Raw genomic sequence first — 24,958 nt, 5'->3', positions numbered from 1 at the left:
CGCTTCTTCGGCTACTGGGCGCCGCTCGCCGTCAGGCGTCGCGTCCGGGCCGCCCGGCGTTCGCGCTGACCCCGGGAAGCGCGAACCAGGGGCTCAGCGCGTGGCGCGGCGCGGCTAGGACGCGCGGGCGGTCGCGGGGCGCGGTGGCCGCTGGCAGCGCGGGCAGAAGTAGCTCGAACGGTTCATCCACGGCCGGCGGCGGATCGGCGTGCCGCAGCGGCGGCAGGGCTCGTCCTCGCGGCCGTACGCGTCCAGGGAGCGGTCGAAGTAGCCGGACTCCCCGTTGACGTTGACGTACAGGCTGTCGAAACTCGTGCCGCCGGCCGCCAGGGCGTCGCTCATCACCTCGCGGATGTGGGTGAGCAGCTCGTCGGTCAGCGGCCGGGTGAGGGTGGCGGTGGGGCGCTCGTAGTGCAGCTTCGTGCGCCACAGCGCCTCGTCGGCATAGATGTTGCCGACGCCGCTGATCAGGGACTGGTCCAGCAGCGCGCGCTTGATCGTGGTGCGGCGACGGCGCAGCGCGGCGTGGAAGGCGGCGTCGTCGAAGGCGGGGTCGAGCGGGTCGCGGGCGATGTGCGACAGCGGTACGGGCAGCCCGTCCGGGTCGCCGGGGACCGCTTCGTGCAGGGACAGGCCGCCGAAGGTGCGCTGGTCGACGAAGCGCAGTTCGGTGCCCAGGGCGTCGTCGAAGCCCACGCGGATGCGCAGGTGCGTCTCGGCCGGCGCGTCCTCCGGCCGGACGAGCAGCTGCCCGCTCATGCCGAGGTGGCCGAGGAGCGTGAGCGAGGAGTCCTCCAGCGGCAGCCAGAGGTACTTGCCGCGGCGCCGCGCCGGGCCGAGGGTCGCACCCTTCAGCCGGGCCGCGAAGTCCTCGGCCCCGGCGAGGTGCCGGCGGACGGCGCGCGGATGCAGGACCTCCGCGTCGGCGACGGTGCGGCCGCTGACCCAGCGCTCCATACCGCGCCGCACCACCTCGACCTCGGGCAGCTCGGGCACGGTGGGTGCTCCTCTCGCGGGTTCGGCGGAAAACCGTAAGGGCCCGCCCGGACGGCCTGGGGCCGGCCGGGCGGGCCCGACGGTGTTCAGTTCACGGCAGCCGTGTCGCCGTCCCGCTTGGCGCGGATCGCACGCCACGCGGCCTCGGCGGCCTGCTGCTCGGCTTCCTTCTTGCTGCGGCCGGTGCCGGTGCCGTACTCGACACCACCGACGCGGGCGGCAGCCGTGAAGGTCTTCTCGTGGTCGGGTCCGGTCTCGGTGACCACGTACTCGGGGACGCCGAGGCCCTCGCCCGCGGTCAGTTCCTGGAGGCTGGTCTTCCAGTCCAGGCCCGCACCGAGGTTGGAGGACTTCTCGATCAGTGGATCGAAGAGCCGGTGCACCAGCTCGGACGCGGCGTCCAGACCCTGGTCCAGATAGACCGCCCCGATCACCGCCTCCAGCGTGTCCGCCAGAATCGATGCCTTGTCCCTGCCGCCCGTGCCCTCCTCGCCCCGGCCCAGGCGGATGAAGCTGCCCAGGTCCAGACCGCGGCTCACATCGGCGAGCGCGCGCGAATTGACCACCGCGGCCCGCAGCTTCGCGAGCGTGCCCTCCGGGAGATCCGGGTGGCCGCGGTAGAGGGTGTCGGTGACCACCAGGCCGAGCACCGAGTCCCCGAGGAACTCCAGCCGCTCGTTGGTGGGCAGACCGCCGTTCTCGTACGCGTACGAGCGGTGGGTCAGCGCACGTACCAGAAGGGCGGGTTCGAGTGTGTACCCGAGCCGCCCTTCCAGAACCGCGGGGGACGAGGCTGCCTTACCGGCGTCTGTCGACGTTGTTCCGTCCGACATGAGGCCCCTCACCCGCCGATCAGACCTCGAGGACCTGACGACGGTTGTAGGTGCCGCAGCTCGGGCACGCGATGTGCTGCTGCTTCGGCTCGTGGCAACGCTCGCACGCCACCAGGCTCACGGGCGCAGCCTTCCACTGCGAACGGCGGTGGCGCGTGTTGCTGCGCGACATCTTCCGCTTCGGAACAGCCACGGCTACTTCTCCTGGTTCTCGTCGGCGCCCTCGTCGGCACCGCTCAGCTGAATGTTCTGCAGGGCCGCCCAACGGATGTCGGTGGCCTCGTGACGGTGGTCCGGGTCGTCCGCCAGCCGTGCCCCGCACTCGGAGCACAGACCGGGACAGTCGTCCTGGCACACCGGCTGCAGCGGCAGTTCGAGAACCACCGCGTCCCGCAGCACGGGCTCGAGGTCGAACAGGTCGCCCTCGAGGAGGTGAGTGTCCTCCTCCTCCGCGTCGTCACCGGCGTCGGCGGCACCGTGGTGCCCACCGGTCCGGGTGTCGGCGTCGGGGTAGGAGTACAGCTCCTGGAATTCCGTGTCGAGCTCACGCTCGACCGGCTCCAGACACCTTACGCACTCCCCCGAGAGCGGTGCGTGGGCGGTGCCCGTGACGAGCACCCCCTCCATCACCGACTCCAGGCGGAGGTCCAGCATGATCTCTGCGCCCTCGCGGACGCCGATGACCTCGATGCCGAGATCCTTCGGTGCCGGAACCGTGCGGGAGACCTTCTTCATCGCACCAGGACGACGGCCCAGCTCATGCGTGTCGAACACGAGCGGGTTGCGGTGGTCGAGGCGGGTGTTCAGAGCTCCTGCTTTCATCGGTTCGGTGCACGTTCGTCCGGAGGACGGGCGGGCACGCCAAAGCGCCGGGGATCACACGGCTGAGGGATCAGGATACCGGTCCCCCGGGCTCAGCCCAAACCGCGCTCCTGCTCCAGCTCCCGCAGGCGGTTCAGGTCGATCATGCTGGTGTCGAAGAAGCTGGTCTCGTCCAGCGCCGCGCCCTGGGGCTGCTGCGGGATGTACTGCTGCTGCTCGTAGCCGCCCTGGGGCTGCTGCGGCTGCTGCCAGCCGTAGTTCGGGTCGTAGTACGCCTGCTGCTGCGGCTGGGCGGCGTAGGGGTCGGCGTACTGGGCCTGCTGCTGGTACGGGTCCGGCTGCTGTTGCTGCTGGTACGGATCGGGCTGCTGGTAGCCGTAGGCGGGCTGCTGGCCTGTGTTCGCGTCGTACTGGTACTCCCCGGGGACCGCGGGGGCGGCCAGGCCCGCCAGGTACTCGGCGTCGGACTGGCCGGGGTCGTGACCCTCGGAGTCGCCGGCGTCCTGGGACGCCATGTGAGCGCCCAGTTCGTCGATCGGGCGGTGGCCGGTGAGCTTCAGACGGCCGCGGCCGACCGCCTCCAGGGTCTTGCTCAGCACCGCCTCGAAGGCGCCCAGCTTGGCGTCCACGTAGTCGTCGGCGCGGCGGCGCAGCGTCTCGGGGTCGGCGCTGCGCTCGGGCGCGTCGTCCTCGTACGGGTAGCCGTTCTCGTCCAGCTCGGGGCCGTGGCCGTGGCCGAGCAGCTTCTCGCGTCCGCGGTCGACGGAGCCGATGGTCTTGGTGAGGACGACCTCGAAGTTGGCCAGCTTGCTGTCCACGTAGTCGTCGGCCTCGGCCCGGATCTCGGCGGCCTCGCGCTGCGCCTCGGTGACGATGCGCTCGGCCTCCTGCTGGGACCGGCGGGCGATCTCGGTGTCGGAGATCAGCGAGCCGCGTTCGGCGTGCGCGGCCTGGAGGATCCGGGCGGCCTCGGCGCGGGCCTCCTCGACCATCTGCTCCCGGCCGCCCAGCAGCTGCTGGGCCTGGGAGAGCGAGTCCGGCAGCGCGGCCCGCACGTCTTCGAGCATGGCGAGCAGCTCGGCACGGTTGACCACGCAGGAGGCCGACATCGGCATGGACCGGGCGGCCTCGACGGCGGCCACGATCTCATCGAGCTTCATCTGGACGTCCACGTCACAGACTCTACTGCCGCGCGAGCTTCTTCTTGAGAGCCTCCAGCACGACGGGGGGCAGCAAGTGGGCGACGTCACCGCCCCATTGCGCCACCTCCTTGACGAGGCTGGAGGACAGGAAGCTGTAGGTGGGGTTGGTGGGGACGAAGAGCGTCTCCACGCCGGACAGCCCGTTGTTCATCTGGGCCATCTGCAGCTCGTAGTCGAAGTCGCTGACCGCGCGCAGCCCCTTGACGATGGCGGGGATGTCACGCTGCTTGCAGAAGTCGACGAGCAGTCCGTGGAAGGCCTCGACCCGGACGTTCCCGTAGTCGGCGGTGACCTCCTCGATGAGGGCGATGCGCTCCTCGATCGAGAACAGGCCCTGCTTGGACTTGTTGATCATCACGGCCACATAGACCTCGTCATAGAGACGGGAGGCACGGGCGATGATGTCGAGGTGTCCATTGGTGACGGGGTCGAAGGACCCCGGACAGACGGCGCGGCGCAACGGTGACTCCTCGCTCTGAGGCTTCTGCGGTGGGTTCATGACGCGTCAGTGACGTCGGCGGCGCGACCGTACCAAAGCGTCCCTTCGCCGTAGCGGCGGGCCCGCAGCCCTCCGAAGCCCTCGGGCCAGCGGAATTCCCCGCCTCGGGTGCTCCGTTCCACGGTGGCGATCGCGTCGGCCCCGAGCCACCCCTGCGTACGGAGTGTGAGCAGAATCTCTCGCAGCTCGTCGTCGGTGACGGCGTACGGCGGGTCCAGGAAGACCACGTCGTACGGGTCCTGGGGGGCGGGTCCTGCGATCACCTTCTCGGCCTTGCCGGCCCGCACCTCGGCACCGGGCAGGCCGAGGGTGCGCACGTTGTCCCGGATGACGCGGGCGGCCCGCGGGTCGGCCTCGACCAGCAGGACGTGCTCGGCCCCGCGGGACAGCGCCTCCAGACCGACGGCGCCCGAACCGCCGTAGAGGTCGATCACCCGCGCGCCCGCCAGGGTGCCGCGCAGCGACTCCCAGGTGGAGAACAGCCCCTCCTTGGCCCGGTCCGAGGTGGGGCGGGTGCCGTTGCCCGGCGGTACGGCCAGGCGGCGGCCACCGGCGGCTCCGGCGATCACGCGGGTCATCAGCGGCTCATTCGTCTCGTGGGCGGGCGGAGCGGCACCCTGGGGCGCCGCTCCCCCACGATACGTAGGTCAGAGCCCGCCCTGCTCGCCCCCGGCGTCCGGCGCGGGCGAACCCACCAGTGCCGGCGAGGCGTAGCGCGACCAGGACAGGCAGCCGTCGGGCGGGCAGTACTCGGGGCGGCGCGGGTCGTGGCCGAGTTCGCGCAGCTTCGTCCGCAGGGAGTCGGGGGTGCGGCCGAAGCGGGCGGCTATCCGGGCGACGGAATCGCCGTCGTGGAACCGGCGGAGCAGTTCCTCCTCGTGCTGCGGCACCCAGGGCGCGCCGTGCCCCGGGAACAGCTCCCGCAGCACGTCGCGGTCCGGGATGGGCTCGGCCACGTCGGCCACGAGGGCGAGCGCGCGCAGCGCGCGGTTGAGAGCGATGCGCAGGGACGGGACGTCGGCCAGCGGCAGGGCGAGCGTGCCGGAGGCGAGGAGGGTGTCCGGATCGTCCTCGGACCAGCCGGCCAGGGAGAGGGTCACGGTGCTGTCGTCGTCGCTGGAGAGCTCGATCCGGAAGACCTTCTCACCGAGCGGCAGTTCGTTGAGATGACGGAACGACATGAAATCAGCCCCCAAAGGTCCAACTACGCCGATTCCCGAGCGGATCGGCGCGGACTGTGTCCATTCTCCCAGGAGGGTCTGACACTGACGGCCCGTCAGCCCTTGTCGAGGTACTGCTCCCGGTCCGCGTCGACGAGGCTCTCCAGGGCGCTGCGCAGATCCGGTTGCCCGGTCAGCTCGGGGTCCTCGGCGACCAGCGCGACGGCCTCCTCGCGGGCGGCCTCGATCACGTCCTCGTCGTCGATGACGGTGAGCATCCGCAGCGAGGACCGGGTCCCGGACTGCGCCTGCCCGAGCACGTCGCCCTCCCGGCGCTGCTCCAGGTCGATCCGGGACAGTTCGAACCCGTCCAGCGTCCCGGCCACGGCGTCCAGCCGGGCCCGGGCCGGACTCGCCTCCGGCATCTCGCTCACCAGCAGGCACAGCCCCGGCGCCGAACCGCGGCCGACCCGGCCGCGCAACTGGTGCAGCTGCGAGACGCCGAAGCGGTCCGCGTCCATGATCACCATGGCGGTGGCGTTGGGGACGTTGACGCCGACCTCGATGACGGTGGTCGCGACGAGCACGTCCACCTCCCCCGCGGCGAAGCCGCGCATCACGTCGTCCTTGGCGTCGGGATGCATCCTGCCGTGCAGCACCTCCACCCGCAGGCCCGCCAGCGGACCCTTCACCAACTGCTCGGCGATCTCCAGTACCGCCAGCGGCGGCCGCCGCTCCGCCTCGTCCTCCGCGGACTTCTTCTTGGGATCGGGCTCCTCGTCGCCGATCCGCGGGCACACCACATACCCCTGGTGCCCGTTCTCGACCTCCTCGCGGACCCGCTCCCAGGCGCGCGACAGGAAGTGCGGCTTGTCCTTCGCCGGCACGACGTGCGTGGCGATCGGCGAACGGCCGGCCGGCAACTGGTCCAGCACGGAGGTCTCCAGATCGCCGAAGACCGTCATCGCGACCGTGCGCGGGATCGGCGTCGCCGTCATCACGAGCAGATGCGGCGGCTGCTTCGCCTTGCCCCGCAGCGCGTCGCGCTGCTCGACCCCGAAGCGGTGCTGCTCGTCGACGACGACCAGGCCCAGGTCGTGGAACTGCACATTGTCCTCGATCAGCGCGTGCGTACCCACGACGACGCCGGCCTCTCCGGTCACCAGGTCCAGCAGCGCCTGACGGCGCGCGGCGGCCCCCATGGAACCGGTCAGCAGCACCACCTTCGTGCCCAGCTCGGAACCGCCCAGCAGACCGGCCTCGGCGAGGTCGCCCATCATCTCCGTGATCGATCTGTGGTGCTGCTGGGCCAGCACCTCCGTCGGCGCCAGCATCGCGGCCTGACCGCCCGCGTCCACCACCCCGAGCATCGCGCGCAACGCCACCATCGTCTTGCCCGAGCCGACCTCGCCCTGCAGCAGCCGGTGCATCGGGTGGTCCGTCGCCAGATCCGCGAAGATCTCGGCCGAGACGGACTCCTGGCCCTCGGTGAGCGTGAACGGCAGCCGCGCGTCGAACGCCTTCAGCAGCCCGTCCTGCGCCGGCACGCGCGGCACGGCCGGCAACGCCGACTCCGCGGCCCGGCGCCGCGCGAGCGCCACCTGCAGCACGAACGCCTCGTCCCACTTCAGGCGGTCCTTGGCGACGGCGATGTCGGCCTTCGTCCGCGGCCGGTGGATCTTCTCCAGCGCCTCGGGCAACCCCACCAGCCCGCGCGACCCGCGCAGCGCCTCCGGCAGCGGCTCCCCCGTCCCGGCCCACCGCGTCGCCCCCAGCGAGGTCAGCACCGTGTCCACGGTCTTCGCGATCGTCCACGAGTTGACCTGCTTGCACGCCGGATAGATCGGCATCAGCCGGCCCGCGAACGCGTCCACGGCCTCCTTGCCCTCCTCGGCGTCCAGCAACTGGTACTCCGGGTGCGCCAACTGCAGCGCCCGGTTGAAGACCGACACCTTGCCGGCGAACATGCCGCGCCGGCCCGGGAGCAGGTCCTGCTCCGGCTTGAACACCCCCCGGCCGAAGAACACCAGCGTCAACGAGCCACTGCCGTCGGTGACGACCACCTCCAGCCGGGCCTTGCCCGGGCCGTAGGTCTTCTTCGTCGCCTTCGCCACGCGCGCGACGACCGTCACGTGCTCGTCGAGCGGAAGGTCCGACAGGCGCGTCAGCTCACCGCGCTCGGCGTAGCGGCGCGGGTAGTGGTGCAGCAGGTCTCCGACGGTGTGCAGGTCGAGGTGGTCGGCGAAGACCTTCGCGGTGCGGCCGCCGACGGATTTGGTGAGCGGTTCGTCAAGGGGAGCAGACATCGCGTCCATCTTTGCGCACGGCGCGCGCCGCGCCTGCCGTCCGGGCCGGGTTTTTCCCCCGCCCACCCTCCCGATCACCCGGCGCGGTAAGTGCGGGCCCCGCTTTGTGCGTGGTGGGGGTCGGTGCCGCGCCGGGGTCCTCCACCAGCTACCGCTGGGAGGTACCCCCACGGGGCTCGCGGTTTGGCCCAGCATCGTCCGGCATCGGGCCACGCGGTCTCCGCTCGTCCCCTGCGGGCGAACCCCGCCACACCCCCTCCCGGGTCGGATGGGCGACTCACGGCCGGTGGGAGTGCTGTTGGCCGTGACGGCTACGCCCTTCGTGAACGAGACCTGAGGGGGCGGGGTCGTAGGAGTGGGCGTTCTGGACACTGGAGCATATTTGGGTGCACCACCCCGGTGCGCAATTTCAGGGTCCTCAAGGCACCGAGATGTGCTGTCCAGAATGGCCAACCCCGGAGGCCCCGCACCCGACCCCCCAACAACGCGTGTCGGGGCGCGTGACTTCACAGGGCACACGGGCGGGAGGGCGGGGGAACTACTCGACGCCGATCAGGAGCGGGCACCGCTCCTGCCCCCCCGTGTACACCACCGTGTCCACCGCCAGGTGACTCTCCCGGACATGCGCCTCGAGCCGCCCCGCGAGACCGGCCGGCGCGCCGGCCCCCAGCACGAGGGTGACCATCTCCCCACCCGCCGCCAGCATCCGGTCGAGCACGGTGATCCCGGTCTCCACGAGGTTCCCGCCGATGATGGCGACGTCGCCGTCGATGAGGCCGAGGACGTCCCCGGCCTGGCAGACGCCCGCCATCGTCCAGGACCGCGTCTCCGCGACGGCGAGTTCGGCGTAGCGCGTGGCGCCGGCCGCGGACGTCATCGCCACGACGTCCTCGTCGAACCGCCGCGACGGCTCGTGGACGGCGAGGGCGGCGATGCCCTGGACCGCGGACCGCGTGGGGATGAGGGCGACCCGCACCCCCTCGGTGCGGGCCTGTTCGGCCGCGGCCCCGGCCGCGTGCCGCAGTTCGACGTCGTTGGGCAGGAGCACGACCTCGCGGGCGTACGCGCGGCGGATGGCCTCCGCGATCTCGCCGCTGGCGGGCGGCTCCCCGGGCCGGACGGCGATGACCACGGCGCCCGCCTCGGCGCACAGCGCGGCGAGGCCGTCGCCGCGCACGACGGCGACGACGGCGCGCAGGGCGGGTTCCCCGCGCTGCCCGCGGCGGCCGCGCTCGTGGGCCCGGGCCTGGTCGCCGAAGTGGGTGACCTTGATGCGGTGCGGCCGTCCGGCCTCGATCCCGGCCTCGATGGCGGCGCCGACGTCGTCGACGTGCACATGGACGTTCCACAGGCCGTCGCCGCCGACGACCACCAGGGAGTCGCCGAGCCCGTCGAGCCTGCGGCGCAGACCGTCGACGGCCGTGTCCGGCGCGTCCAGGAGGTAGACCACCTCGAAGCCGGGGCCGCCGGGCACGACGTGCGGGTCGCCCGTGTCGCCGCCGGGCGCGCAGCCGAAGGGCAGGGCGGGGCCCTTGGGGAGGGCGTCGACCAGCGGGCCCATGGGGGCCTGTCCGGAGACCGCGTCGGCGAGGGCTCCCAGGACGGCCACCAGTCCCCGGCCGCCGGCGTCGACCACGCCGGCGTTCCCGAGAACGTCCAACTGCGCCGGGGTGGCGGCGAGCGCGCGGCGCGCGCCCTCGTACGCGGCCCGTGCCACCGCCCAGGCGTCGGCGGCGGCGTCCGCCGTGGCGGCTGCGGCCTCGGCCGCGGCGGTCGCCACGGTGAGCATCGTGCCCTCGACGGGATGGGCGACCGCCTGGTACGCGGACTCCGCGGCACGGCGCAGCGCGGGCCGCAGGTCCCCGGAGCCGGACGCCAGCACTTCGGTCATGCCGCGCAGCAGTTGGGCGAGGATCGTGCCGGAGTTGCCGCGGGCCCCGATGAGGGCGCCGTGCGCCATGGAGCGCAGGCACGAGGAGAGGTCGGGCTCGGTGCCGGAGGCGGCGTGCCCGTCGAAGACCGCGTCGACGGCCTGGGCGGCGGATTCGACGGTGAGGTACATGTTGGTGCCGGTGTCCCCGTCGGCGACGGGGTAGACGTTGATCGCGTCGATCTCCTCGCGCGCCCGGCCGAGTGCCTGGAGGGCGAGCCGGCACCATGCGCGCACCGCGGGGGCGTCGAGCGTCGGCGGCACGTGTTCCTCCTGCGGGGGGGCGGCCAGGGACCTGGGGCAGAGGCAGGGTTCCGCACGCAGCGTACTGAGGCGCGGGACCCGGCGGGGGATCGGGCCGTCCCGCTGACCATGGTAGTTTCGAGGGACAGGAGCGGACGTAGTATGCTGCTCCGGTTGCCCGGGGCTGTCCCGGGCCGTCCCTCGGTACCACCGGTTTTCCTTCAAATGCTTTTGAACGGACGTCCGACACCGGTGGGATCTATCCGTTAGTGCATCTGAAGTCTTTGGAGTGACCCGTGGCTGCCAACTGCGACGTCTGCGGCAAGGGGCCGGGCTTCGGCAACAACATTTCGCACTCGCACCGCCGTACTCGCCGTCGTTGGAACCCCAACATCCAGACGGTGCGTGCTGTGGTCGGGCGGACGCCGAAGCGCCTCAACGTCTGCACCTCGTGCATCAAGGCCGGCAAGGTCGCGCGCTGACGCATTCGACGTCGTAGCGCAGCCTTGCGGCTACTCGAAGCCGGTCCACCTCAGGGTGGACCGGCTTTCTGCTGTGTCCCGGTACCCCGCGGGGCGGTTCAGCCGCGCTGCCGCCACGCGTGGTCGACCGGCCCGATGCCCGCGCCCAGGGGGAAGCCGGCGGCGATGGCGCCGGTGACGTACTCCTTGGCGGCGCCGACCGCGTCCGGGACGTCGAGGCCGCGGGCGAGGTAGGAGGCCACCGCGGCGGCCAGCGTGCATCCGGTGCCGTGGGTGTGACGGTTGTCATGGCGGGGGGCGCGCAGCCAGTGCTCATCGGTGCCGTCGGTCAGCAGGTCCACGGCATCGCCGTCCAGGTGGCCGCCCTTGATCAGCGCCCAGCTCGGACCGAGGGCGAGGACCGCGGCGGCGGCCTCGCGCAGCGCGGACTCGCCGTCCACCACGACGCCGGTGAGTTGCCGCACCTCGTCCAGGTTCGGGGTGGCGACGGTGGCCAGGGGCAGCAGCCGGGTGCGGACGACGTCGACGGCGTCGGCGGCCAGCAGCGGATCACCGTGCTTGGAGACGCCGACCGGGTCGACGACCACGGGAACCCCGAGCGGGGCCAGCAGTTCGGCGACGGTCGCGACCAGCGCGGGCGAGGAGAGCATGCCGGTCTTGACGGCCTGCACGCCGATGTCGTCGACGACGCTGCGGAACTGGGCGCGCACCGCGTCCACCGGCAGTTCCCAGGCGCCCTGCACACCGAGCGAGTTCTGTGCCGTGACGGCCGTGATCACGCTCATGCCGTGCGTCCCGAGGGCCAGCATCGTCTTGAGGTCGGCCTGGATGCCCGCGCCACCGCCGGAGTCGGAGCCGGCGACGGTGAGCACACGCGGTGGGATCGTCATACGGCGAATCTAGTCGCCGCCCTCACTCGTCGCCGAAGTGGTCCCATCCGCCCGCCGACTCCCAGGGCGCGCCGTCGACGGTGACCTGCGGGGAGGTGGTGGCCTTCACCACGCGTCCGATCACCCGCCAGCGGGCGGGCAGCTTGGCGTCCGGCGGGAAGGCGGCGACGAGGGCGTGGTCCTCGCCGCCGGTGAGCACCCAGTGCAGCGGGTCGATGCCGACGGCCTGCCCGATGTCGGCCATCTGGGCCGGGACGTCGACATCGGCGGAGGTCAGGTCGATGGTGACGCCGCTGGCCGCGGCGATGTGCCCGAGGTCGGCGACCAGTCCGTCGCTGACGTCGGTCATCGCGGTCGCGCCGAGTTCGGAGGCGGCCGGCCCGGCGTGGTACGGCGGTTCGGGCCGGCGGTGGGCCTCGACGAAGGCGCGCGGGGAGCGGAAGCCGCGGGCGAGCACGGCGAGTCCGGCCGCGGACCAGCCGAGCCAGCCGGTGACGGCCACGATGTCGCCGGGCCGGGCGCCGGACCGGGTGACCGGTTCGCGGTTGCGAAGGTCGCCGAGCGCGGTGATGGAGACCATGATCGTGTCGCCGCGCACGACGTCGCCGCCGACCACGGCGGCGCCCGCCACCTGGCACTCGTCGCGGATGCCGTCCATCAGCTCCAGCGGCCAGGTGACCGCGAGGTCCGCCGGGACGACGAGGGCGAGCAGCACGGCGGTCGGCACGGCGCCCATGGCGGCGATGTCGGCGAGGTTCTGCGCGGCGGCCTTGCGGCCGACGTCGTAGGCGGTGGACCAGTCACGGCGGAAGTGCCGCCCCTCCACGAGCGCGTCGGTGGTGGCCACGACGCGCCGGTCCGGCGCGGTGACGACGGCGGCGTCGTCACCCGGTCCGAGTCGTACGGCGGGACTGGAGGTGAGCCGCGAGGTCAACTCCCTGATGAGCCCGAACTCCCCCAGCTCGCCCACGGTGCCCTTCATCCCACTGTCCCCTTCACCTGGCCGGTCCTGTCTCTGTTCCGTCATCGCTTCCGTGGCGGCTTTCGGGCGTCCGGTACCGCGCGGGTCTCCCCGCGGTGTGCGGCGACGCGGTACCGTGACGTTCCCTCCCACATGATCCTCGTAGCCGCCCTGGAGGTTCCGTGGTACAGGCGTACATTCTGATCCAGACCGAGGTCGGGAAGGCCTCGGCAGTAGCGGAGGTGATCTCCAAGATTTCCGGGGTGATCCAGGCCGAGGACGTCACCGGGCCGTACGACGTGATCGTGCGCGCCCAGGCGGAGACGGTCGACGACCTCGGTCGTCTCGTGGTGGCGAGAGTGCAGCAGGTGGAGGGCATCACCCGCACACTGACCTGCCCGGTCGTCCACCTCTGACCCCCCTGTAGGCTCGGCGGGTGATGATTCGCCGCCGAGTCGCGCTTGTCTCCGTGTCCGCCGTCGCGTGCTTTTCCGCGGCGGCGGTCTACGTGTCCGCCGACGGGGGGCCGGCGAGCGGGATCGCGGTCCCGTCACCCTCCGCCGAGGCCGCCACGCTGTGCGGCCGCCTCCACGACGCGTTGCCGGACCGGGTGGACGGGCTGTCCGAGCGGTCCCTGTCCCCCGTCTCCACCCTCACCGCCGGTTGGGGGGATCCTACGGTGGTACTGCGCTGCGGTGTGCCCCGGCCCGCGACACTCACGCCGGGCAGCACGACATACAACCCGACCGCGGACGCGGTGGACGTCAACGGCGTCAGCTGGCTCATGGAGCAGACCGGCGACGGCTACCGCTTCACGACCACCGGGCGCGCGGCGTTCGTCGAGGTGAGCGTCCCGGCGAAGTACGCACCCGAGGTCAACCCGCTGGCCGACCTCGGGAACGCCGTCGAGACGTCCATCCCCTCCGAACTCTGAGGTCCCGGGGCTTTCCGGGTCAGCGCAGTCCGGTAGGACGGCGCAGGGCCGCCTGGATGAGCCGGTCCACGAGCTCCGGGTAGTCGACCCCGCTCTCCCGCCACATACGCGGGTACATGGAGATCGGCGTGAAGCCCGGCATGGTGTTGATCTCGTTGATCACGAACTCGCCGCTGTCCAGCAGGAAGAAGTCCGCGCGGACCAGGCCCTCGCACGACGCCGCCTCGAACGCGGCCACGGCGAGCCGCTGGACCTCGGCGGTCTGCTCGGCGGTGAGCGGCGCGGGCACCAGACCCTCGGCGGAGTCGATGTACTTCGCCTCGAAGTCGTAGAAGTCGTGCGCGGTGACCGGCGGGATCTCGGCCGGCACCGAGGCGCGCGGGCCGTCCTCGAACTCCAGGACCCCGCATTCGATCTCACGGCCCCGCAGCAGCGACTCCACGAGCACCTTGGGGTCGTGGCGGCGGGCCTCCTCGATCGCCTCGTCCAGGCCCGCGAGGTCGTCGACCTTGCTGATGCCCATGGAGGAGCCGGCACGGGCCGGCTTCACGAAGACCGGCCACCCGTGGTCGGCGGCGAACTCCACGACCTTGCGGCGGGCGGCCGCGGGGTCGTTCTCCCACTCGCGCGGCCGGATCACGACGTACGGACCGACCGGCAGGCCGAAGGAGGTGAAGACGCGCTTCATGTACTCCTTGTCCATGCCGACGGCCGAGGCCAGCACACCCGAGCCGACGTAGGGCACACCCGACAGTTCCAGCAGCCCCTGGAGGGTGCCGTCCTCGCCGTACGGGCCGTGCAGCACGGGGAAGACGACGTCGACGTCGCCGAGCGCCTTGGGCACCGAGCCGGGTTCGCTGTAGACGACCTCGCGGCTGGCCGGGTCGACCGGCAGGACCACCGAGCCCTCCTCGGACTCGGCGAGCTGCGCCACGCTCGGCAGCGTGCGGTCGGAGATCGCCATCCGGGAGGGGTCGTCGGCGGTCAGCGCCCAACGTCCGTCGCTGGTGATGCCGATCGGCAGCACGTCGTACTTGTCGCGGTCGACGGCGCTCAGCACGGCGCCCGCGGTGAGGACCGAGATGGCGTGCTCGGAACTGCGTCCACCGAAGACGACCGCGACGCGCGGCTTGCGTGAAGAAGGCTGAATGCTCATGTCGCGTTGACCTTACCGTTCCGGACGTCAGCGTTCCGACTTGGCAGAACGCGACATCAGCTCCTTGACCGCGACGACCGGCTGCTTGCCGTTGTGGACGATGTCGACCACGGTCTCGGTGATGGGCATGTCCACACCGTGCCGGCGTGCCAGGTCGAGCACCGACTCGCAGGACTTGACGCCCTCGGCGGTCTGCCGGGTGACCGCGATCGTCTCCTCCAGCGTCATGCCCCTGCCGAGGTTGAAGCCGAAGGTGTGGTTGCGGGACAGCGGGGAGGAGCAGGTGGCGACCAGGTCTCCGAGGCCCGCCAGGCCCGAGAAGGTCAGCGGGTCGGCGCCGAGCGCGATGCCGAGCCGGGTCGTCTCGGCCAGGCCGCGGGTGATCAGCGAACCCTTGGTGTTGTCCCCCAGCCCCATGCCGTCGGCGATGCCGACCGCGAGGCCGATGACGTTCTTGACGGCGCCGCCCAGTTCGCAGCCGACCACGTCGGTGTTGGTGTACGGGCGGAAGTACGTGGTGTGGCTGGCGGCCTGCAGCCGCCTGGCGACGGCCTCGTCGCGGCAGGCGACCACCGAGGCGGCGGGCTGCCGGGCGGCGATCTCCTTGGCCAGGTTGGGGCCGGACAGCACGGCGACGCGTTCCGGGCCGGCCTCGGCGACCTCCGAGATGACCTCGCTCATCCGCTTGGCGGTGCCGAGTTCGACGCCCTTCATCAGGCTGACCAGCACCGAGTCGGAGGGCAGCAGCGACTGCCACGCGGCCAGGTTGCCGCGCAGCGTCTGCGACGGTACGGCGAGGACGACGAACTCGGCGTCCTGGGCGGCCTCCGCGGGGTCCGTGGTCGCCGTGATCGACGCCGGCAGCTCGACCCCGGGCAGATAGCCCGGGTTGGCGTGGGTGCTGTTGACGGCCTTGACCACCTCGGGGCTGCGCCCCCACATGGTCACCCGGGCACCGGCGTCGGCGAGCACCATCGCGAAGGCGGTGCCCCAGGAGCCGGTGCCGTAGACCGCGCAGCGCGTCGTCACTTGCTGGTTCCCCTCTGCTTGCGCGGGTCGAAGCGCTCGGACGGCGGGGTCGCGCCGCGCAGTTCTCCGAGCAGCTCGCTGATCGAGGCCATGATGACGTCCGTGGCCTCCTTGAGCACCTCGGCGGTCAGCTCCTGCCCGTAGTACGCGGACAGGTCCACCGGCGGGCCGGCAAGCACCTTGAGCGTCTTGCGCGGGAACAGGCGGACCTTGTTCTCCTTGGCGTAGGGGGGAACGGCCTCGTTGGCGCCCCACTGCGCGACCGGGATGACGGGCGCCTTGGTCATCAGCGCGACGCGGGCGACGCCGGTCTTGCCGACCATCGGCCACATCTCGGGGTCGCGGGTCAGCGTGCCCTCGGGGTAGAAGGCGACGCACTCGCCGGAGTTGATGGCGTCCACCGCGGACCGGAAGGCGTTGGCGGCGTCGGTGCTCTCCCGGTACACGGGGATCTGGCCGGTGCCGCGCAGTATCGCCCCGACGAACGCCGGCTTGAACAGCGGCGCCTTCGCCAGGAAGCGTGGGACCCGCCCGGTGTTGTACTGGAAATGCGCGTACGACAGCGGGTCGAGGTACGAGTTGTGGTTGACCGCGGTGATGAATCCGCCGTCGGCCGGAATGTGCTCCATTCCCTGCCAGTCCCGCTTGAAGAGGACGACGAGCGGCGGTTTCGCGATGACTGCTGCGAGCCGGTACCAGAAGCCGATTCTGCGGCGGGACACCAGAACTCCTCCTCGTTCCGCCGCCGACCCGGGATCACCGGATCGCGGCCGTGCTGTGGGACGGCGCACCGTCGTACGGCCGGTGCAGCCGCACAAGTGTCGCCGGTAAGCCACCGTAACGCCAGGGTGGAGCAGCGGTGGCGGTGGCCTCGGGAAACCCCGAGCACAATAGTTCGGTGTCGGTAGCAGTGAACTCGTCGAAATGGTCGCTCGTCGTTCCGCTGAAGCCCCTGGCCGAGGCCAAGAGCCGGCTCGCGACGGCCGCCGGGCCCGTGCGGCCCGGGCTGGCACTGGCTTTCGCCCAGGACACCGTGGCCGCGGTGCTGGCCTGCCCCGTGGTGCTGGACGTGACGGTCGTCACGGACGATCCCCTCGCCGGGACCGCGCTGACGGCGCTCGGTGCCCGGGTGGTACCGGACTCCCCCGCGGCGGGACTCAACGCCGCGCTGGCGTACGGCGCGGAACAGGTCCGCCGGCTGCGCCCGGAAGCCGCCGTGGCGGCCCTCAACGCCGATCTCCCGGCCTTGCGGCCCCGGGAGCTGGCGCTGGTGCTCGGCACGGCCGCTCGGCGCCCTGGACGGGCATTTCTGGCCGACGCGGCCGGAATCGGCACCACGCTGCTCGCGGCCACGGCCGGGACGCCGCTCGATCCGGCCTTCGGCGGCGCCTCCAGGGCTCGTCACCGGGCGTCCGGCGCGCGCGAGATCAGGCTGCCGGGCGTGGACTCCGTGCGCCAGGACGTGGATACGGGCGAGGACCTGAGGGCCGCCCTGGTCCTGGGCGTCGGACCGCGCACCCGTGAACTGCTGCGGGCCCAACCGGTGGCCGCACCGGGCTGAACCGGCGGCGGACGGGCCGGCGGCGAGCGGCCGGATAGGCTGCGACCCATGCAGGCGACCGCGTACACCTACGACCCCGAGACCCGCGCCGGCAGCGTGCTGCTGGACGACGGGACGCCGCTGCCCTTCGACGCGGCGGCGTTCGACGCCGGGGGGTTGCGGCTGCTGCGGCCCGGTCAGCGGGTGCGCATCCGCACGGAGGGCAGCGGCGAGGCGCGCCGGGTGGTCTTCGTGACGCTGCAGACCTTCGCCGACCCCGGGGCCTGAGGCACCGGGCGACGGGGAGGGACCGGAGCGCCCCGGGACAACGCAGCGGGCCGGGCGCCCCCGAGGGGGTGCCCGGCCCGTCGCTGTGTCGGGTCGGTGACGGCTACCGCTTCGCGGTGCGCTTGGTGGCCGTCTTGCGGGCCGCCGACTTGGCGGGGGCCTTCTTCGCCGGCGCCGTCTTCTTGGCGGTGGCCTTCTTGGCGGTGGTCTTCTTGGCCGCCGTCTTCTTGGCCGTCGTCTTGGCGGCCGTGGTCTTCTTCGCGGTGGTCTTGGCCGCCGTGGTCTTCTTGGCGGCCGCCTTGGTGGTGGCCGCCTTCTTGGCCGTGGTCTTCTTGGCGGCGGCCTTCTTCGTGGTGGCCTTCGCGGTGACGCCGCCGGTCAGGCTGCCCTTGGGCGCCTTCTTGACGGAGACCTCGCCGGCCTTGGGGAGCTTCTTCGTCCCGCTCACCAGGTCCTTGAAGCCCTGGCCGGCGCGGAAGCGCGGCACGGAGGTCTTCTTGACCCGGACCCGCTCCCCGGTCTGCGGGTTGCGGGCGTAGCGGGCGGGACGCTCCACCCTCTCGAACGAACCGAAGCCGGTCACCGATACCCGGTCGCCGTTGACGGTCGCGCGGACGATGGCGTCCAGGACCGCGTCGACCGCCTCAGCGGCCTGCTGACGGCCGCCGAGCTTGTCGGCAATCGCTTCAACGAGCTGCGCCTTGTTCACGTCTTCCCCTTCGGAAACTTGCCCGGCGATGAGTTCGGGCCTTTTTCGCACGCTAGGCGGATATATACCGCAAATCAAATACGAAACGGGCGAATCACCCTTGTGCCGCAACGAACTCCGGGCTCAGGAAGGCTCTTGATCGGGGAATCGGCCTTCGTCGAGGTCCTTCATCAGATCCTCCAGACGCCTTGCCGCACCTGCGAGATCGTGCTTCGAGGCGGCGGTGATGACGAGGAGTTTCCGGGTCAACTGCACCCGGACTTCCTCCGGCACTTGCAGACCCGCCACACGGGTGTGGGCCTGCTTCAACCTGGCAGCGAGGAACGCGTACAGCTCGAGTTGGCCATCGTGTTCCATGTGCCGATTGTGTCATCTGCGGTGAGTTGTCACGAGGTGTGGAGCCGAACACGCCGCAGCGCCCCCCGCCCGGTGGGGGCGGGGGGCGCTGCGGGACGGGCGGAGAGGGCTCAGACCTGCAGGGTCTGCGGCTTGAAGGACGGACGCCTGGCCTCGTAGGCGGCGATGTCGGCCTCGTTCTGCAGGGTGAGGCTGATGTCGTCCAGGCCGTTCAGCAGCCGCCAGCGGGCGTTGTCGTCCAACTCGAAGGGCGCGGTGATCCCCTCGGCGCGGACCTCCCGGGTCTCGAGGTCCACGGTGATCTCGGCGGTCGGGTCGGCCTCGGTGAGCTCCCACAGGCGCTCGACCGTCTCCTGCGGCAGGATCACGGTGAGCAGGCCGTTCTTCAGCGAGTTGCCGCGGAAGATGTCGGCGAAGCGGGAGGAGATCACGGCCTTGAAGCCGTAGTTCTGCAGCGCCCACACGGCGTGCTCACGGGAGGAGCCGGTGCCGAAGTCGGGGCCGGCGACCAGGACGCTGGCGCCCCGGCGCTCGGGCCGGTTGAGGACGAACTCGGGGTCCTTGCGCCATGCCTCGAACAGGCCGTCCTCGAAGCCGTTGCGGGTAACCTTCTTCAGCCAGTGGGCCGGGATGATCTGGTCGGTGTCGGTGTTGCTGCGGCGCAGCGGGACCGCCCGGCCGGTGTGCGTGGTGAAAGCTTCCATGGTTCTCAGGCCTCCAGGACGGCGACGCCGGGCAGGTCGGCGGGGGACGAGAGGTGGCCGTTGACCGCGGTGGCCGCGGCGACCTGGGGGGACACCAGGTGGGTGCGGCCGCCCTTGCCCTGCCGTCCCTCGAAGTTGCGGTTGGAGGTGGACGCGGAGCGCTCACCGGGCGCGAGTTGGTCGGGGTTCATACCCAGGCACATCGAGCAACCCGCGTGCCGCCATTCGGCGCCGGCCTCCTTGAAGACCTTGTCCAGGCCCTCCTCGACGGCCTGCAGCGCGACCCGGACCGAGCCGGGGACGACCAGCATCCGCACGCCGTCGGCCACCTTGCGGCCCTTGACGACCGATGCCGCCGAGCGCAGGTCCTCGATGCGGCCGTTGGTGCAGGAGCCGACGAAGACGGTGTCGACCTCGACCTGGCGCAGCGGCGTACCGGCCTCCAGGCCCATGTACTCCAGTGCCTTCTCGGCCGCCAGGCGGTCGCTGGGATCGGCGAAGGACGCCGGGTCCGGCACGGAGGCGCTCAGCGGGACACCCTGGCCGGGGTTGGTCCCCCAGGTGACGAACGGGGACAGTGCGGCGGCGTCGATGACGACCTCGTGGTCGAAGACGGCGTCCTCGTCGGTCCTCAGCGTCTCCCAGTAGGCGACCGCGGCGTCCCAGTCCTCGCCCTGCGGCGCGTGCGCACGGCCCTGCAGGTAGTCGAAGGTGGTGCGGTCCGGGGCGATCATGCCGGCCCGGGCGCCCGCCTCGATCGACATGTTGCAGATGGTCATCCGGGCCTCCATCGAGAGCCTCTCGATGGCCGAGCCGCGGTACTCGATGACATAGCCCTGGCCGCCGCCGGTACCGATCTTGGCGATGATCGCCAGGATCAGGTCCTTGGCCGTGACGCCCTCGGGCAGTTCGCCGTCGACGGTGATCGCCATGGTCTTGAACGGGGCCAGCGGCAGCGTCTGGGTGGCCAGTACGTGTTCGACCTGGCTGGTGCCGATGCCGAACGCCAGCGCGCCGAAAGCGCCGTGGGTGGAGGTGTGGCTGTCGCCGCAGACCACGGTCATGCCCGGCTGGGTCAGGCCCAGCTGCGGGCCGACCACGTGCACCACGCCCTGCTCGACGTCGCCCAGCGGGTGCAGCCGCACCCCGAACTCCGCGCAGTTCTTGCGCAGCGTCTCCAGCTGCGTGCGCGAGACCGGATCGGCGATCGGCCTGTCGATGTCGAGGGTCGGGGTGTTGTGGTCCTCGGTGGCGATGGTGAGGTCCAGCCGGCGCACCGGGCGCCCGTTCATCCGCAGCCCGTCGAATGCCTGCGGGCTGGTGACCTCGTGGAGCAGATGCAGGTCGATGAAGAGGAGGTCGGGCTCGCCTTCGGCGCGCCGTACGACGTGATCCTCCCAGACCTTTTCCGCGAGTGTCCTGGCCATCGCATTCCCTCCGACCGGCCGCGCTGCCGGCCTGTTCGTCGTTGCCGTGCGCCTCCGTCCCCAGGTGAGGGATGCGGCGCTCCGGCCTGTCCATCCAGCGTGCCGCGTTCACGGGAAAATTGAACTTGCGTTTCACAGAGTGAGACGGGAGTATCGTTGCATGGACAACAGTAGTGGCGTCGGCGTTCTCGACAAGGCGGCTCTGGTGCTCAGCGCGCTGGAGTCCGGCCCGGCCACCCTGGCCGGACTCGTGGGCGCCACGGGTCTCGCCCGCCCCACCGCGCACCGTCTCGCCGTCGCACTGGAGCACCACCGCATGGTCGCCCGCGACATGCAGGGACGCTTCATCCTGGGCCCCCGTCTCTCCGAACTCGCCGCCGCGGCGGGCGAGGACCGCCTGCTGGCCACCGCCGGCCCGGTGCTCACGCACCTGCGGGACGTGACCGGCGAGAGCGCGCAGCTCTACCGGCGCCAGGGCGACATGCGCATCTGCGTCGCCGCCGCGGAGCGGCTGTCCGGACTGCGGGACACCGTGCCCGTCGGCTCGACGCTGCCGATGAAGGCGGGCTCCGCCGCCCAGATCCTCATGGCCTGGGAGGAGCCGGAACGGCTGCACCGGGGCCTGCAGGGAGCCCGATTCACCGCCACCGCGCTCTCCGGCGTGCGCCGCAGGGGCTGGGCGCAGTCGATCGGCGAACGCGAACCGGGTGTGGCCTCCGTCTCCGCCCCGGTGCGCGGTCCGTCGAACCGCGTCGTGGCGGCGGTCTCCGTCTCCGGCCCCATCGAGCGGCTGACCCGGCACCCCGGCCGCATGCACGCGCAGGCCGTCGTGGACGCCGCGGGCCGGCTGTCCGAGGCGCTGCGCCGCAGCAGCTGAAGCGCGGGGCGCCCCGAGCGACCGCTACCCCTCGGCGGCCGCCAGCCGCTCGGCCGCCGACTCGCCACGGCGGCCCACCGGGACGACACCGGTCGCGGCGCCGAGCCCGAAGGCGGGCATGTCGACGTACACCGACTCGTAGGAACCCGCGGGTACGGCGTACGTCTCGTGCCATATGCCCACTCGCCCCTTGCCGGCCCGCGCGCGGCGGTTGAACTCCGCCCACGCGGGCCGGTGCTGCTTGTCCTGCTGCGAGGCGTAGGCGATGAGCTGCTCCTTGGTCGACCAGTACTGCACGACGTAGAACAACCGGGGCGAGCCGAGCAGCAGGCGGTAGCCGAGGAATCCGCTGCCCTTGTCCTGCGACAGCTCGCGCAGCATGCGCGGCATCGCCATGAAGGCCGGCAGCCACTCGCGCAGCGCCCGCAGGCGGTTGATCCGCATCCCGATGTGGAAGACGACGATCTCACCCTCGGCGGCCGCGGTGTTGCGGCCCGGAATCAGCTGTACGGACATGACGCTCCCCCATCACCCATGACGGACACCCGGCACGCGCCGGCCGGGCTCCCTGCTCGACATGGACAGCATTGGATAGTGCCGCTATCCATGATTGGATAGTGCCACTATCCAGTGGAGGGCGCAAGAGGAATGCGACTGGCGGAACTGAGCGAGCGCAGCGGCGTGCCGACGGCAACGATCAAGTACTACCTGCGCGAGAACCTGCTGCCACCCGGCCGTCGCGTCACGGCCACCCAGGCCGAGTACGGCGAGGAGCATCTGCGCCGGCTCCGCTTCGTGCGGGCCCTGATCCAGGTCGGCAGGGTCCCCGTCGCCACCGCCCGCGAGGTGCTCGCCGCGGTCGAGGACGAGTCGCTCAACCAGCACATGCGTCTGGGCGCCGCCACGTTCGCGCTGCCGCACGGCCCGGAGCCCGACGAGGACGACCCGGCGACCGCCACCGCCCGTCGCGAAGTGGACCTGTTGATGTCCGGGCTCGGGTGGAGTCACGGAAGCGAGAGGCGCGGCCCCTCCCCCGCGTACCGGATGCTCGTCGCCGCGGTCGCCACCCTCACCCGCCTCGGATACCCCAGCGGGGCACGGCACTTGGAGCCCTACGCCCGCCTCGCCGCCCAACAGGCCGTCCACGACCTGGATCTGGTCGAGCTCTACGACACCCCGCTCGAACAGGCCGCCGCCGCCGTGACGCTGACCGTGCTCTACGAGCCGGTGCTGCTGAGCCTGCGCCGGCTCGCCGAGGCCGAGGAGTCCTTGCGGCGCTTCGGAGTTGAGTGACGCGACAGGCCGCGAAGCGCCCGGGCGGAGGGCGACGCGGAGCAACGGCGGGGAGGAACGAAAGAGGCCCCCCGCCGAAGCGGGGGGCCTCTTCCCGATGTACCCCCGACCGGATTCGAACCGGCGCTACCGCCTTGAGAGGGCGGCGTGCTAGGCCGCTACACAACGGGGGCAAGTCAGAGAACTACGCTGGGGTACCAGGACTCGAACCTAGACTAAATGAACCAGAATCACTCGTGCTGCCAATTACACCATACCCCATGGTGTGTCAAGTACCCCCGACCGGATTCGAACCGGCGCTACCGCCTTGAGAGGGCGGCGTGCTAGGCCGCTACACAACGGGGGCCCTAGCGATCCCTGCGAGAGAGATCAGTACCCCCGACCGGATTCGAACCGGCGCTACTGCCTTGAGAGGGCAGCGTGCTAGGCCGCTACACAACGGGGGCTCTGCAGAAATACTGCGCTGGGGTACCAGGACTCGAACCTAGACTAACTGAACCAGAATCAGTCGTGCTGCCAATTACACCATACCCCACCAAAACACAACCCCCCGCAGGGGGTGTTGTCTGGCGTGCGCTCCGGACCGGCTTTTCGGCCCGCCCGGCGGCGCAGGAAGAACATTACCCGATCGAAGACGGGGCTCCAAAACGGGTATCCGCCGCCAGGAGGGCCGGCAGCTGGTCGAGTCCGGTGATCCGCCGCAGGTCGGAGGCGGTGACAGTACCCGTTCGGTCCAGCCACACACCGTGAAGACCTGCGGCGTTCGCCCCGCGCGCGTCGGTGTCCGCCTTGTCCCCCACGTAGGCCACCTCGGACGGTGGCAGCCCCAGCTCCTCGCACGCGGCCAGGAAAGCCTGCGGCGCCGGCTTGGCGTACCCCAGTTCCTGCGAACAGAGCAGGAACTCGAAGCGGTCCCGCAGGCCCAGCCGGGCGAGCTTGCGTTCCTGATGGGCGGCGGCGGAGTTGGAGAGCAGCGCGTGCCGGTAGCCGGGCGTGAGCGCGTCGAGGGCGGGGACGACGTCGGGGAAGGCGCTCCAGGCGGCCTCGAAGTGGACGTAGTACGCCTCGAACCACGCGTCGGCCGCCTCGTCCGTCACGGCCTGGCCCACGAAGGCGCGGACCCGCTCCCGGCGCTGCTCCGCCCAGGTGATCTCACCGGCGAGGAAGCGCCCGTAGTGCAGGTCCATCACCTCGCGCCAGCGGGCGGCGGCCCGGTCCCGGTCGTCGTCGGAGGCGGGGAGCAGGCCCTCGCTGCGCAGCCGGCCGATCACGCCGGCGCGTTCGGCCGCCGAGTAGTCGAAGATCGTGTCGTCGATGTCCCACAGCACGGCGCGGATCGGCATGCCCGGACTCTATCCGTGCGGGTCTACCCGGGTTCCGGGGGGAGGCGCAGCGTCCGGCGGCTGACGAAGCGGCGGTGCTCGCCGGTCACCGGGTCGTCGAATTCCAGCAGCCGGGCGAGCAGCCGGAGCGGGCGGCCGAAGTCGCCCGGGGCGGGCTCGGGCAGGACGACGGGGTAGACGGGGTCGCCGAGGATGGGCAGGCCGAGGCTGTTCATGTGGACGCGCAGCTGGTGGGTGCGGCCGGTGTGCGGGTACAGCCGGTACCGGGCCAGCGCGCCGTGGCGGGACAGGAGTTCCACCCGGGTGCGGGCGTTGGGCGGGCCGGGGACCTCCCGCGCGGCGATGACCCCGCGTTCCTTCTCCATCCGGCTCTCCACGGTGCGCGGCAGCTCCAGCGAGGGGTCGTACCCGGCCAGGGCCTCGTACTCCTTGCGCACCCGGCGGTCGCGGAAGACGGTCTGGTAGGCGCCGCGCAGTTCGGGGCGGATCACGAACATCACCACTCCGGCGGTCAGCCGGTCGAGGCGGTGGGCCGGGCTGAGCGCGGGCAGGCCGAGGTCGTGGCGCAGGCGGGTGAGGGCGGTCTCGGTGACATGGCTGCCGCGCGGGGTGGTGGCGAGGAAGTGCGGCTTGTCCACGACCAGCAGCGCGTCGTCCCGGTGCAGCACCTCGACGGCGAACGGGACGGGGACCTCCGGCGCGAAGTCACGGTGGAACCAGAGGAAGGCGCCCGGCCGGTAGGGCGCGTCGGGGGGCAGCGGCCCGTCGGCCGCGTGGATCTCCCCGGCCGCCAGCATCGCCTCGACGCGCGCCGCAGGTACGGCCGTCAGCCGCTCCACCAGGTGGTCGCGCACCGACGTCCACGGCCCGGCCTCCGGCAGCCGCAGGCGCACCGCGTCGACCCCGTGGCGCTGGGGCAGCGGGGAGGGCGGGGGCTTGGGCCTGCGTCGCATCGGTGCTCCGGGAAGCGCGCCGCC

The 24,958-nt window shown here is 71.7% G+C and carries 29 protein-coding genes and 5 tRNA genes; 7 read left to right on the top strand and 27 right to left on the bottom strand.

The genetic code is table 11. From position 1 onward, the window contains the following. Window positions 1–114: 114 nt before the first annotated feature. From mutM to ACIP98_RS23200, 10 genes are all read right to left on the bottom strand, one after another. A complete protein-coding gene (gene mutM, locus ACIP98_RS23245; RefSeq protein ID WP_319659745.1) occupies window positions 115–996 on the bottom strand; it encodes a bifunctional DNA-formamidopyrimidine glycosylase/DNA-(apurinic or apyrimidinic site) lyase in 882 nt (293 codons plus the stop codon). 86 nt (window positions 997–1,082) lie between these two features. Further along, window positions 1,083–1,829 carry a ribonuclease III gene (gene rnc / locus ACIP98_RS23240; protein WP_319659746.1) on the bottom strand — a complete coding sequence of 249 codons (747 nt, stop codon included), beginning with the start codon at window positions 1,827–1,829 and terminating at the stop codon, window positions 1,083–1,085. A 19-nt stretch (window positions 1,830–1,848) separates the two neighbouring features. Continuing rightward, window positions 1,849–2,022 carry a 50S ribosomal protein L32 gene (gene rpmF / locus ACIP98_RS23235; protein ID WP_026251550.1) on the bottom strand — a complete coding sequence of 58 codons (174 nt, stop codon included), beginning with the start codon at window positions 2,020–2,022 and terminating at the stop codon, window positions 1,849–1,851. A 2-nt stretch (window positions 2,023–2,024) separates the two neighbouring features. Continuing rightward, a complete protein-coding gene (locus ACIP98_RS23230) occupies window positions 2,025–2,651 on the bottom strand; it encodes a YceD family protein (RefSeq protein WP_401977738.1) in 627 nt (208 codons plus the stop codon). Between the two features lie 92 nt (window positions 2,652–2,743). Continuing rightward, a complete protein-coding gene (locus tag ACIP98_RS23225) occupies window positions 2,744–3,823 on the bottom strand; it encodes an ATP synthase F0 subunit B (RefSeq protein WP_401977736.1) in 1,080 nt (359 codons plus the stop codon). A gap of 10 nt (window positions 3,824–3,833) precedes the next feature. Next, window positions 3,834–4,313, bottom strand: a complete 480-nt coding sequence (gene coaD / locus ACIP98_RS23220; RefSeq protein ID WP_319660046.1) for a pantetheine-phosphate adenylyltransferase — start codon at window positions 4,311–4,313, stop codon at window positions 3,834–3,836. Window positions 4,314–4,348: 35 nt separating this feature from the next. Then, window positions 4,349–4,930, bottom strand: a complete 582-nt coding sequence (rsmD, locus tag ACIP98_RS23215) for a 16S rRNA (guanine(966)-N(2))-methyltransferase RsmD (RefSeq protein ID WP_319659749.1) — start codon at window positions 4,928–4,930, stop codon at window positions 4,349–4,351. A 69-nt stretch (window positions 4,931–4,999) separates the two neighbouring features. Continuing rightward, complete coding sequence (locus tag ACIP98_RS23210; protein WP_401977734.1) at window positions 5,000–5,533, bottom strand: hypothetical protein; 534 nt, start codon at window positions 5,531–5,533, stop codon at window positions 5,000–5,002. A gap of 95 nt (window positions 5,534–5,628) precedes the next feature. After that, entirely contained in the window at window positions 5,629–7,818 is a 2,190-nt protein-coding gene (gene recG, locus ACIP98_RS23205; protein WP_401977733.1) for an ATP-dependent DNA helicase RecG, read from the bottom strand. 538 nt (window positions 7,819–8,356) lie between these two features. Next, on the bottom strand, window positions 8,357–10,012 hold the full coding sequence (locus ACIP98_RS23200) for a DAK2 domain-containing protein (protein ID WP_401977731.1): 1,656 nt from the start codon (window positions 10,010–10,012) through the stop codon (window positions 8,357–8,359). Window positions 10,013–10,287: 275 nt separating this feature from the next. Here ACIP98_RS23200 and rpmB point away from each other — a divergent pair, with 275 nt between their 5' ends. Beyond that, window positions 10,288–10,473, top strand: coding sequence for a 50S ribosomal protein L28 (gene rpmB / locus ACIP98_RS23195; protein ID WP_014628431.1), 186 nt, complete (start codon window positions 10,288–10,290; stop codon window positions 10,471–10,473). 98 nt (window positions 10,474–10,571) lie between these two features. On the opposite strand, the gene thiD is transcribed toward rpmB, so the two are convergent. Together thiD and ACIP98_RS23185 are read right to left on the bottom strand one after the other, a co-directional pair. Continuing rightward, a complete protein-coding gene (gene thiD / locus ACIP98_RS23190; RefSeq protein WP_401977729.1) occupies window positions 10,572–11,363 on the bottom strand; it encodes a bifunctional hydroxymethylpyrimidine kinase/phosphomethylpyrimidine kinase in 792 nt (263 codons plus the stop codon). 22 nt (window positions 11,364–11,385) lie between these two features. Further along, window positions 11,386–12,345 (bottom strand): thiamine-phosphate kinase, encoded by a 960-nt coding sequence (locus ACIP98_RS23185; RefSeq protein ID WP_319659754.1) that lies wholly within the window; start codon window positions 12,343–12,345, stop codon window positions 11,386–11,388. 161 nt (window positions 12,346–12,506) lie between these two features. On the opposite strand from ACIP98_RS23185, the gene ACIP98_RS23180 reads away from it, so the two are divergent. Continuing rightward, entirely contained in the window at window positions 12,507–12,740 is a 234-nt protein-coding gene (locus ACIP98_RS23180) for an Lrp/AsnC ligand binding domain-containing protein (RefSeq protein ID WP_319659755.1), read from the top strand. A 53-nt stretch (window positions 12,741–12,793) separates the two neighbouring features. Then, the gene (locus ACIP98_RS23175; RefSeq protein ID WP_319659756.1) at window positions 12,794–13,258 is read left to right on the top strand and encodes a DUF3515 domain-containing protein; all 465 of its coding nucleotides are present in this window, start codon (window positions 12,794–12,796) and stop codon (window positions 13,256–13,258) included. A gap of 19 nt (window positions 13,259–13,277) precedes the next feature. On the opposite strand, the gene ACIP98_RS23170 is transcribed toward ACIP98_RS23175, so the two are convergent. The 3 genes from ACIP98_RS23170 to ACIP98_RS23160 are packed head-to-tail and all read right to left on the bottom strand — an operon-like array spanning window position 13,278 to window position 16,165. Further along, window positions 13,278–14,414 carry a D-alanine--D-alanine ligase family protein gene (locus tag ACIP98_RS23170; protein ID WP_389245507.1) on the bottom strand — a complete coding sequence of 379 codons (1,137 nt, stop codon included), beginning with the start codon at window positions 14,412–14,414 and terminating at the stop codon, window positions 13,278–13,280. Between the two features lie 27 nt (window positions 14,415–14,441). After that, window positions 14,442–15,443 (bottom strand): NAD(P)H-dependent glycerol-3-phosphate dehydrogenase, encoded by a 1,002-nt coding sequence (locus ACIP98_RS23165; RefSeq protein ID WP_401977727.1) that lies wholly within the window; start codon window positions 15,441–15,443, stop codon window positions 14,442–14,444. Further along, on the bottom strand, window positions 15,440–16,165 hold the full coding sequence (locus ACIP98_RS23160) for a lysophospholipid acyltransferase family protein (RefSeq protein WP_319659759.1): 726 nt from the start codon (window positions 16,163–16,165) through the stop codon (window positions 15,440–15,442). Before ACIP98_RS23160 ends, ACIP98_RS23165 begins: the two co-directional genes overlap by 4 nt. 176 nt (window positions 16,166–16,341) lie before the next feature. Between ACIP98_RS23160 and cofC the strand changes: the two genes are divergently transcribed. Beyond that, window positions 16,342–17,004: a 2-phospho-L-lactate guanylyltransferase gene (gene cofC / locus ACIP98_RS23155; protein WP_401977726.1), complete on the top strand. Its 663-nt coding sequence runs from the start codon at window positions 16,342–16,344 to the stop codon at window positions 17,002–17,004. A gap of 48 nt (window positions 17,005–17,052) precedes the next feature. Further along, complete coding sequence (locus ACIP98_RS23150) at window positions 17,053–17,271, top strand: hypothetical protein (RefSeq protein ID WP_319659761.1); 219 nt, start codon at window positions 17,053–17,055, stop codon at window positions 17,269–17,271. Window positions 17,272–17,374: 103 nt separating this feature from the next. Here ACIP98_RS23150 and ACIP98_RS23145 read toward each other — a convergent pair whose 3' ends face one another. The 4 genes from ACIP98_RS23145 to leuC form a co-directional block, all read right to left on the bottom strand. Next, the gene (locus ACIP98_RS23145; protein WP_401977724.1) at window positions 17,375–17,980 is read right to left on the bottom strand and encodes an HU family DNA-binding protein; all 606 of its coding nucleotides are present in this window, start codon (window positions 17,978–17,980) and stop codon (window positions 17,375–17,377) included. A 123-nt stretch (window positions 17,981–18,103) separates the two neighbouring features. Continuing rightward, complete coding sequence (locus ACIP98_RS23140) at window positions 18,104–18,337, bottom strand: hypothetical protein (RefSeq protein ID WP_319659763.1); 234 nt, start codon at window positions 18,335–18,337, stop codon at window positions 18,104–18,106. 110 nt (window positions 18,338–18,447) lie between these two features. Next, complete coding sequence (gene leuD / locus ACIP98_RS23135) at window positions 18,448–19,041, bottom strand: 3-isopropylmalate dehydratase small subunit (protein ID WP_319659764.1); 594 nt, start codon at window positions 19,039–19,041, stop codon at window positions 18,448–18,450. Window positions 19,042–19,046: 5 nt separating this feature from the next. Continuing rightward, window positions 19,047–20,468 carry a 3-isopropylmalate dehydratase large subunit gene (leuC, locus tag ACIP98_RS23130; RefSeq protein ID WP_401977722.1) on the bottom strand — a complete coding sequence of 474 codons (1,422 nt, stop codon included), beginning with the start codon at window positions 20,466–20,468 and terminating at the stop codon, window positions 19,047–19,049. A gap of 160 nt (window positions 20,469–20,628) precedes the next feature. Between leuC and ndgR the strand changes: the two genes are divergently transcribed. Then, complete coding sequence (gene ndgR, locus ACIP98_RS23125) at window positions 20,629–21,345, top strand: IclR family transcriptional regulator NdgR (protein WP_319659766.1); 717 nt, start codon at window positions 20,629–20,631, stop codon at window positions 21,343–21,345. A 24-nt stretch (window positions 21,346–21,369) separates the two neighbouring features. Here the strand turns inward: ndgR and ACIP98_RS23120 are convergent, their stop codons facing one another. Beyond that, entirely contained in the window at window positions 21,370–21,861 is a 492-nt protein-coding gene (locus ACIP98_RS23120; RefSeq protein ID WP_401977720.1) for a DUF4188 domain-containing protein, read from the bottom strand. Window positions 21,862–21,993: 132 nt separating this feature from the next. Between ACIP98_RS23120 and ACIP98_RS23115 the strand changes: the two genes are divergently transcribed. Continuing rightward, complete coding sequence (locus tag ACIP98_RS23115) at window positions 21,994–22,638, top strand: MerR family transcriptional regulator (RefSeq protein WP_319659768.1); 645 nt, start codon at window positions 21,994–21,996, stop codon at window positions 22,636–22,638. 100 nt (window positions 22,639–22,738) lie between these two features. Here the strand turns inward: ACIP98_RS23115 and ACIP98_RS23110 are convergent. From ACIP98_RS23110 to ACIP98_RS23080, 7 genes are all read right to left on the bottom strand, one after another. Next, window positions 22,739–22,811: transfer RNA gene (locus ACIP98_RS23110), tRNA-Glu, on the bottom strand. A gap of 16 nt (window positions 22,812–22,827) precedes the next feature. Next, a tRNA-Gln gene (locus ACIP98_RS23105) sits at window positions 22,828–22,899 on the bottom strand. A gap of 12 nt (window positions 22,900–22,911) precedes the next feature. Beyond that, a tRNA-Glu gene (locus ACIP98_RS23100) sits at window positions 22,912–22,984 on the bottom strand. 27 nt (window positions 22,985–23,011) lie between these two features. Next, window positions 23,012–23,084: transfer RNA gene (locus ACIP98_RS23095), tRNA-Glu, on the bottom strand. Window positions 23,085–23,101: 17 nt separating this feature from the next. Next, window positions 23,102–23,173, bottom strand: a tRNA-Gln gene (locus tag ACIP98_RS23090). An 85-nt stretch (window positions 23,174–23,258) separates the two neighbouring features. After that, complete coding sequence (locus ACIP98_RS23085; RefSeq protein ID WP_319659769.1) at window positions 23,259–23,981, bottom strand: HAD family hydrolase; 723 nt, start codon at window positions 23,979–23,981, stop codon at window positions 23,259–23,261. 23 nt (window positions 23,982–24,004) lie between these two features. Beyond that, entirely contained in the window at window positions 24,005–24,934 is a 930-nt protein-coding gene (locus ACIP98_RS23080) for a pseudouridine synthase (RefSeq protein ID WP_401977718.1), read from the bottom strand. Window positions 24,935–24,958 lie beyond the last annotated feature (24 nt).

Source organism: Streptomyces sp. NPDC088354 (assembly GCF_044753585.1).
In the GTDB taxonomy this organism is placed as follows: Bacteria; Actinomycetota; Actinomycetes; order Streptomycetales; family Streptomycetaceae; genus Actinacidiphila.
The sequence above is the reverse complement of the archived record's forward strand: the minus strand, read 5'-3'. Positions and strand labels throughout refer to the sequence as shown.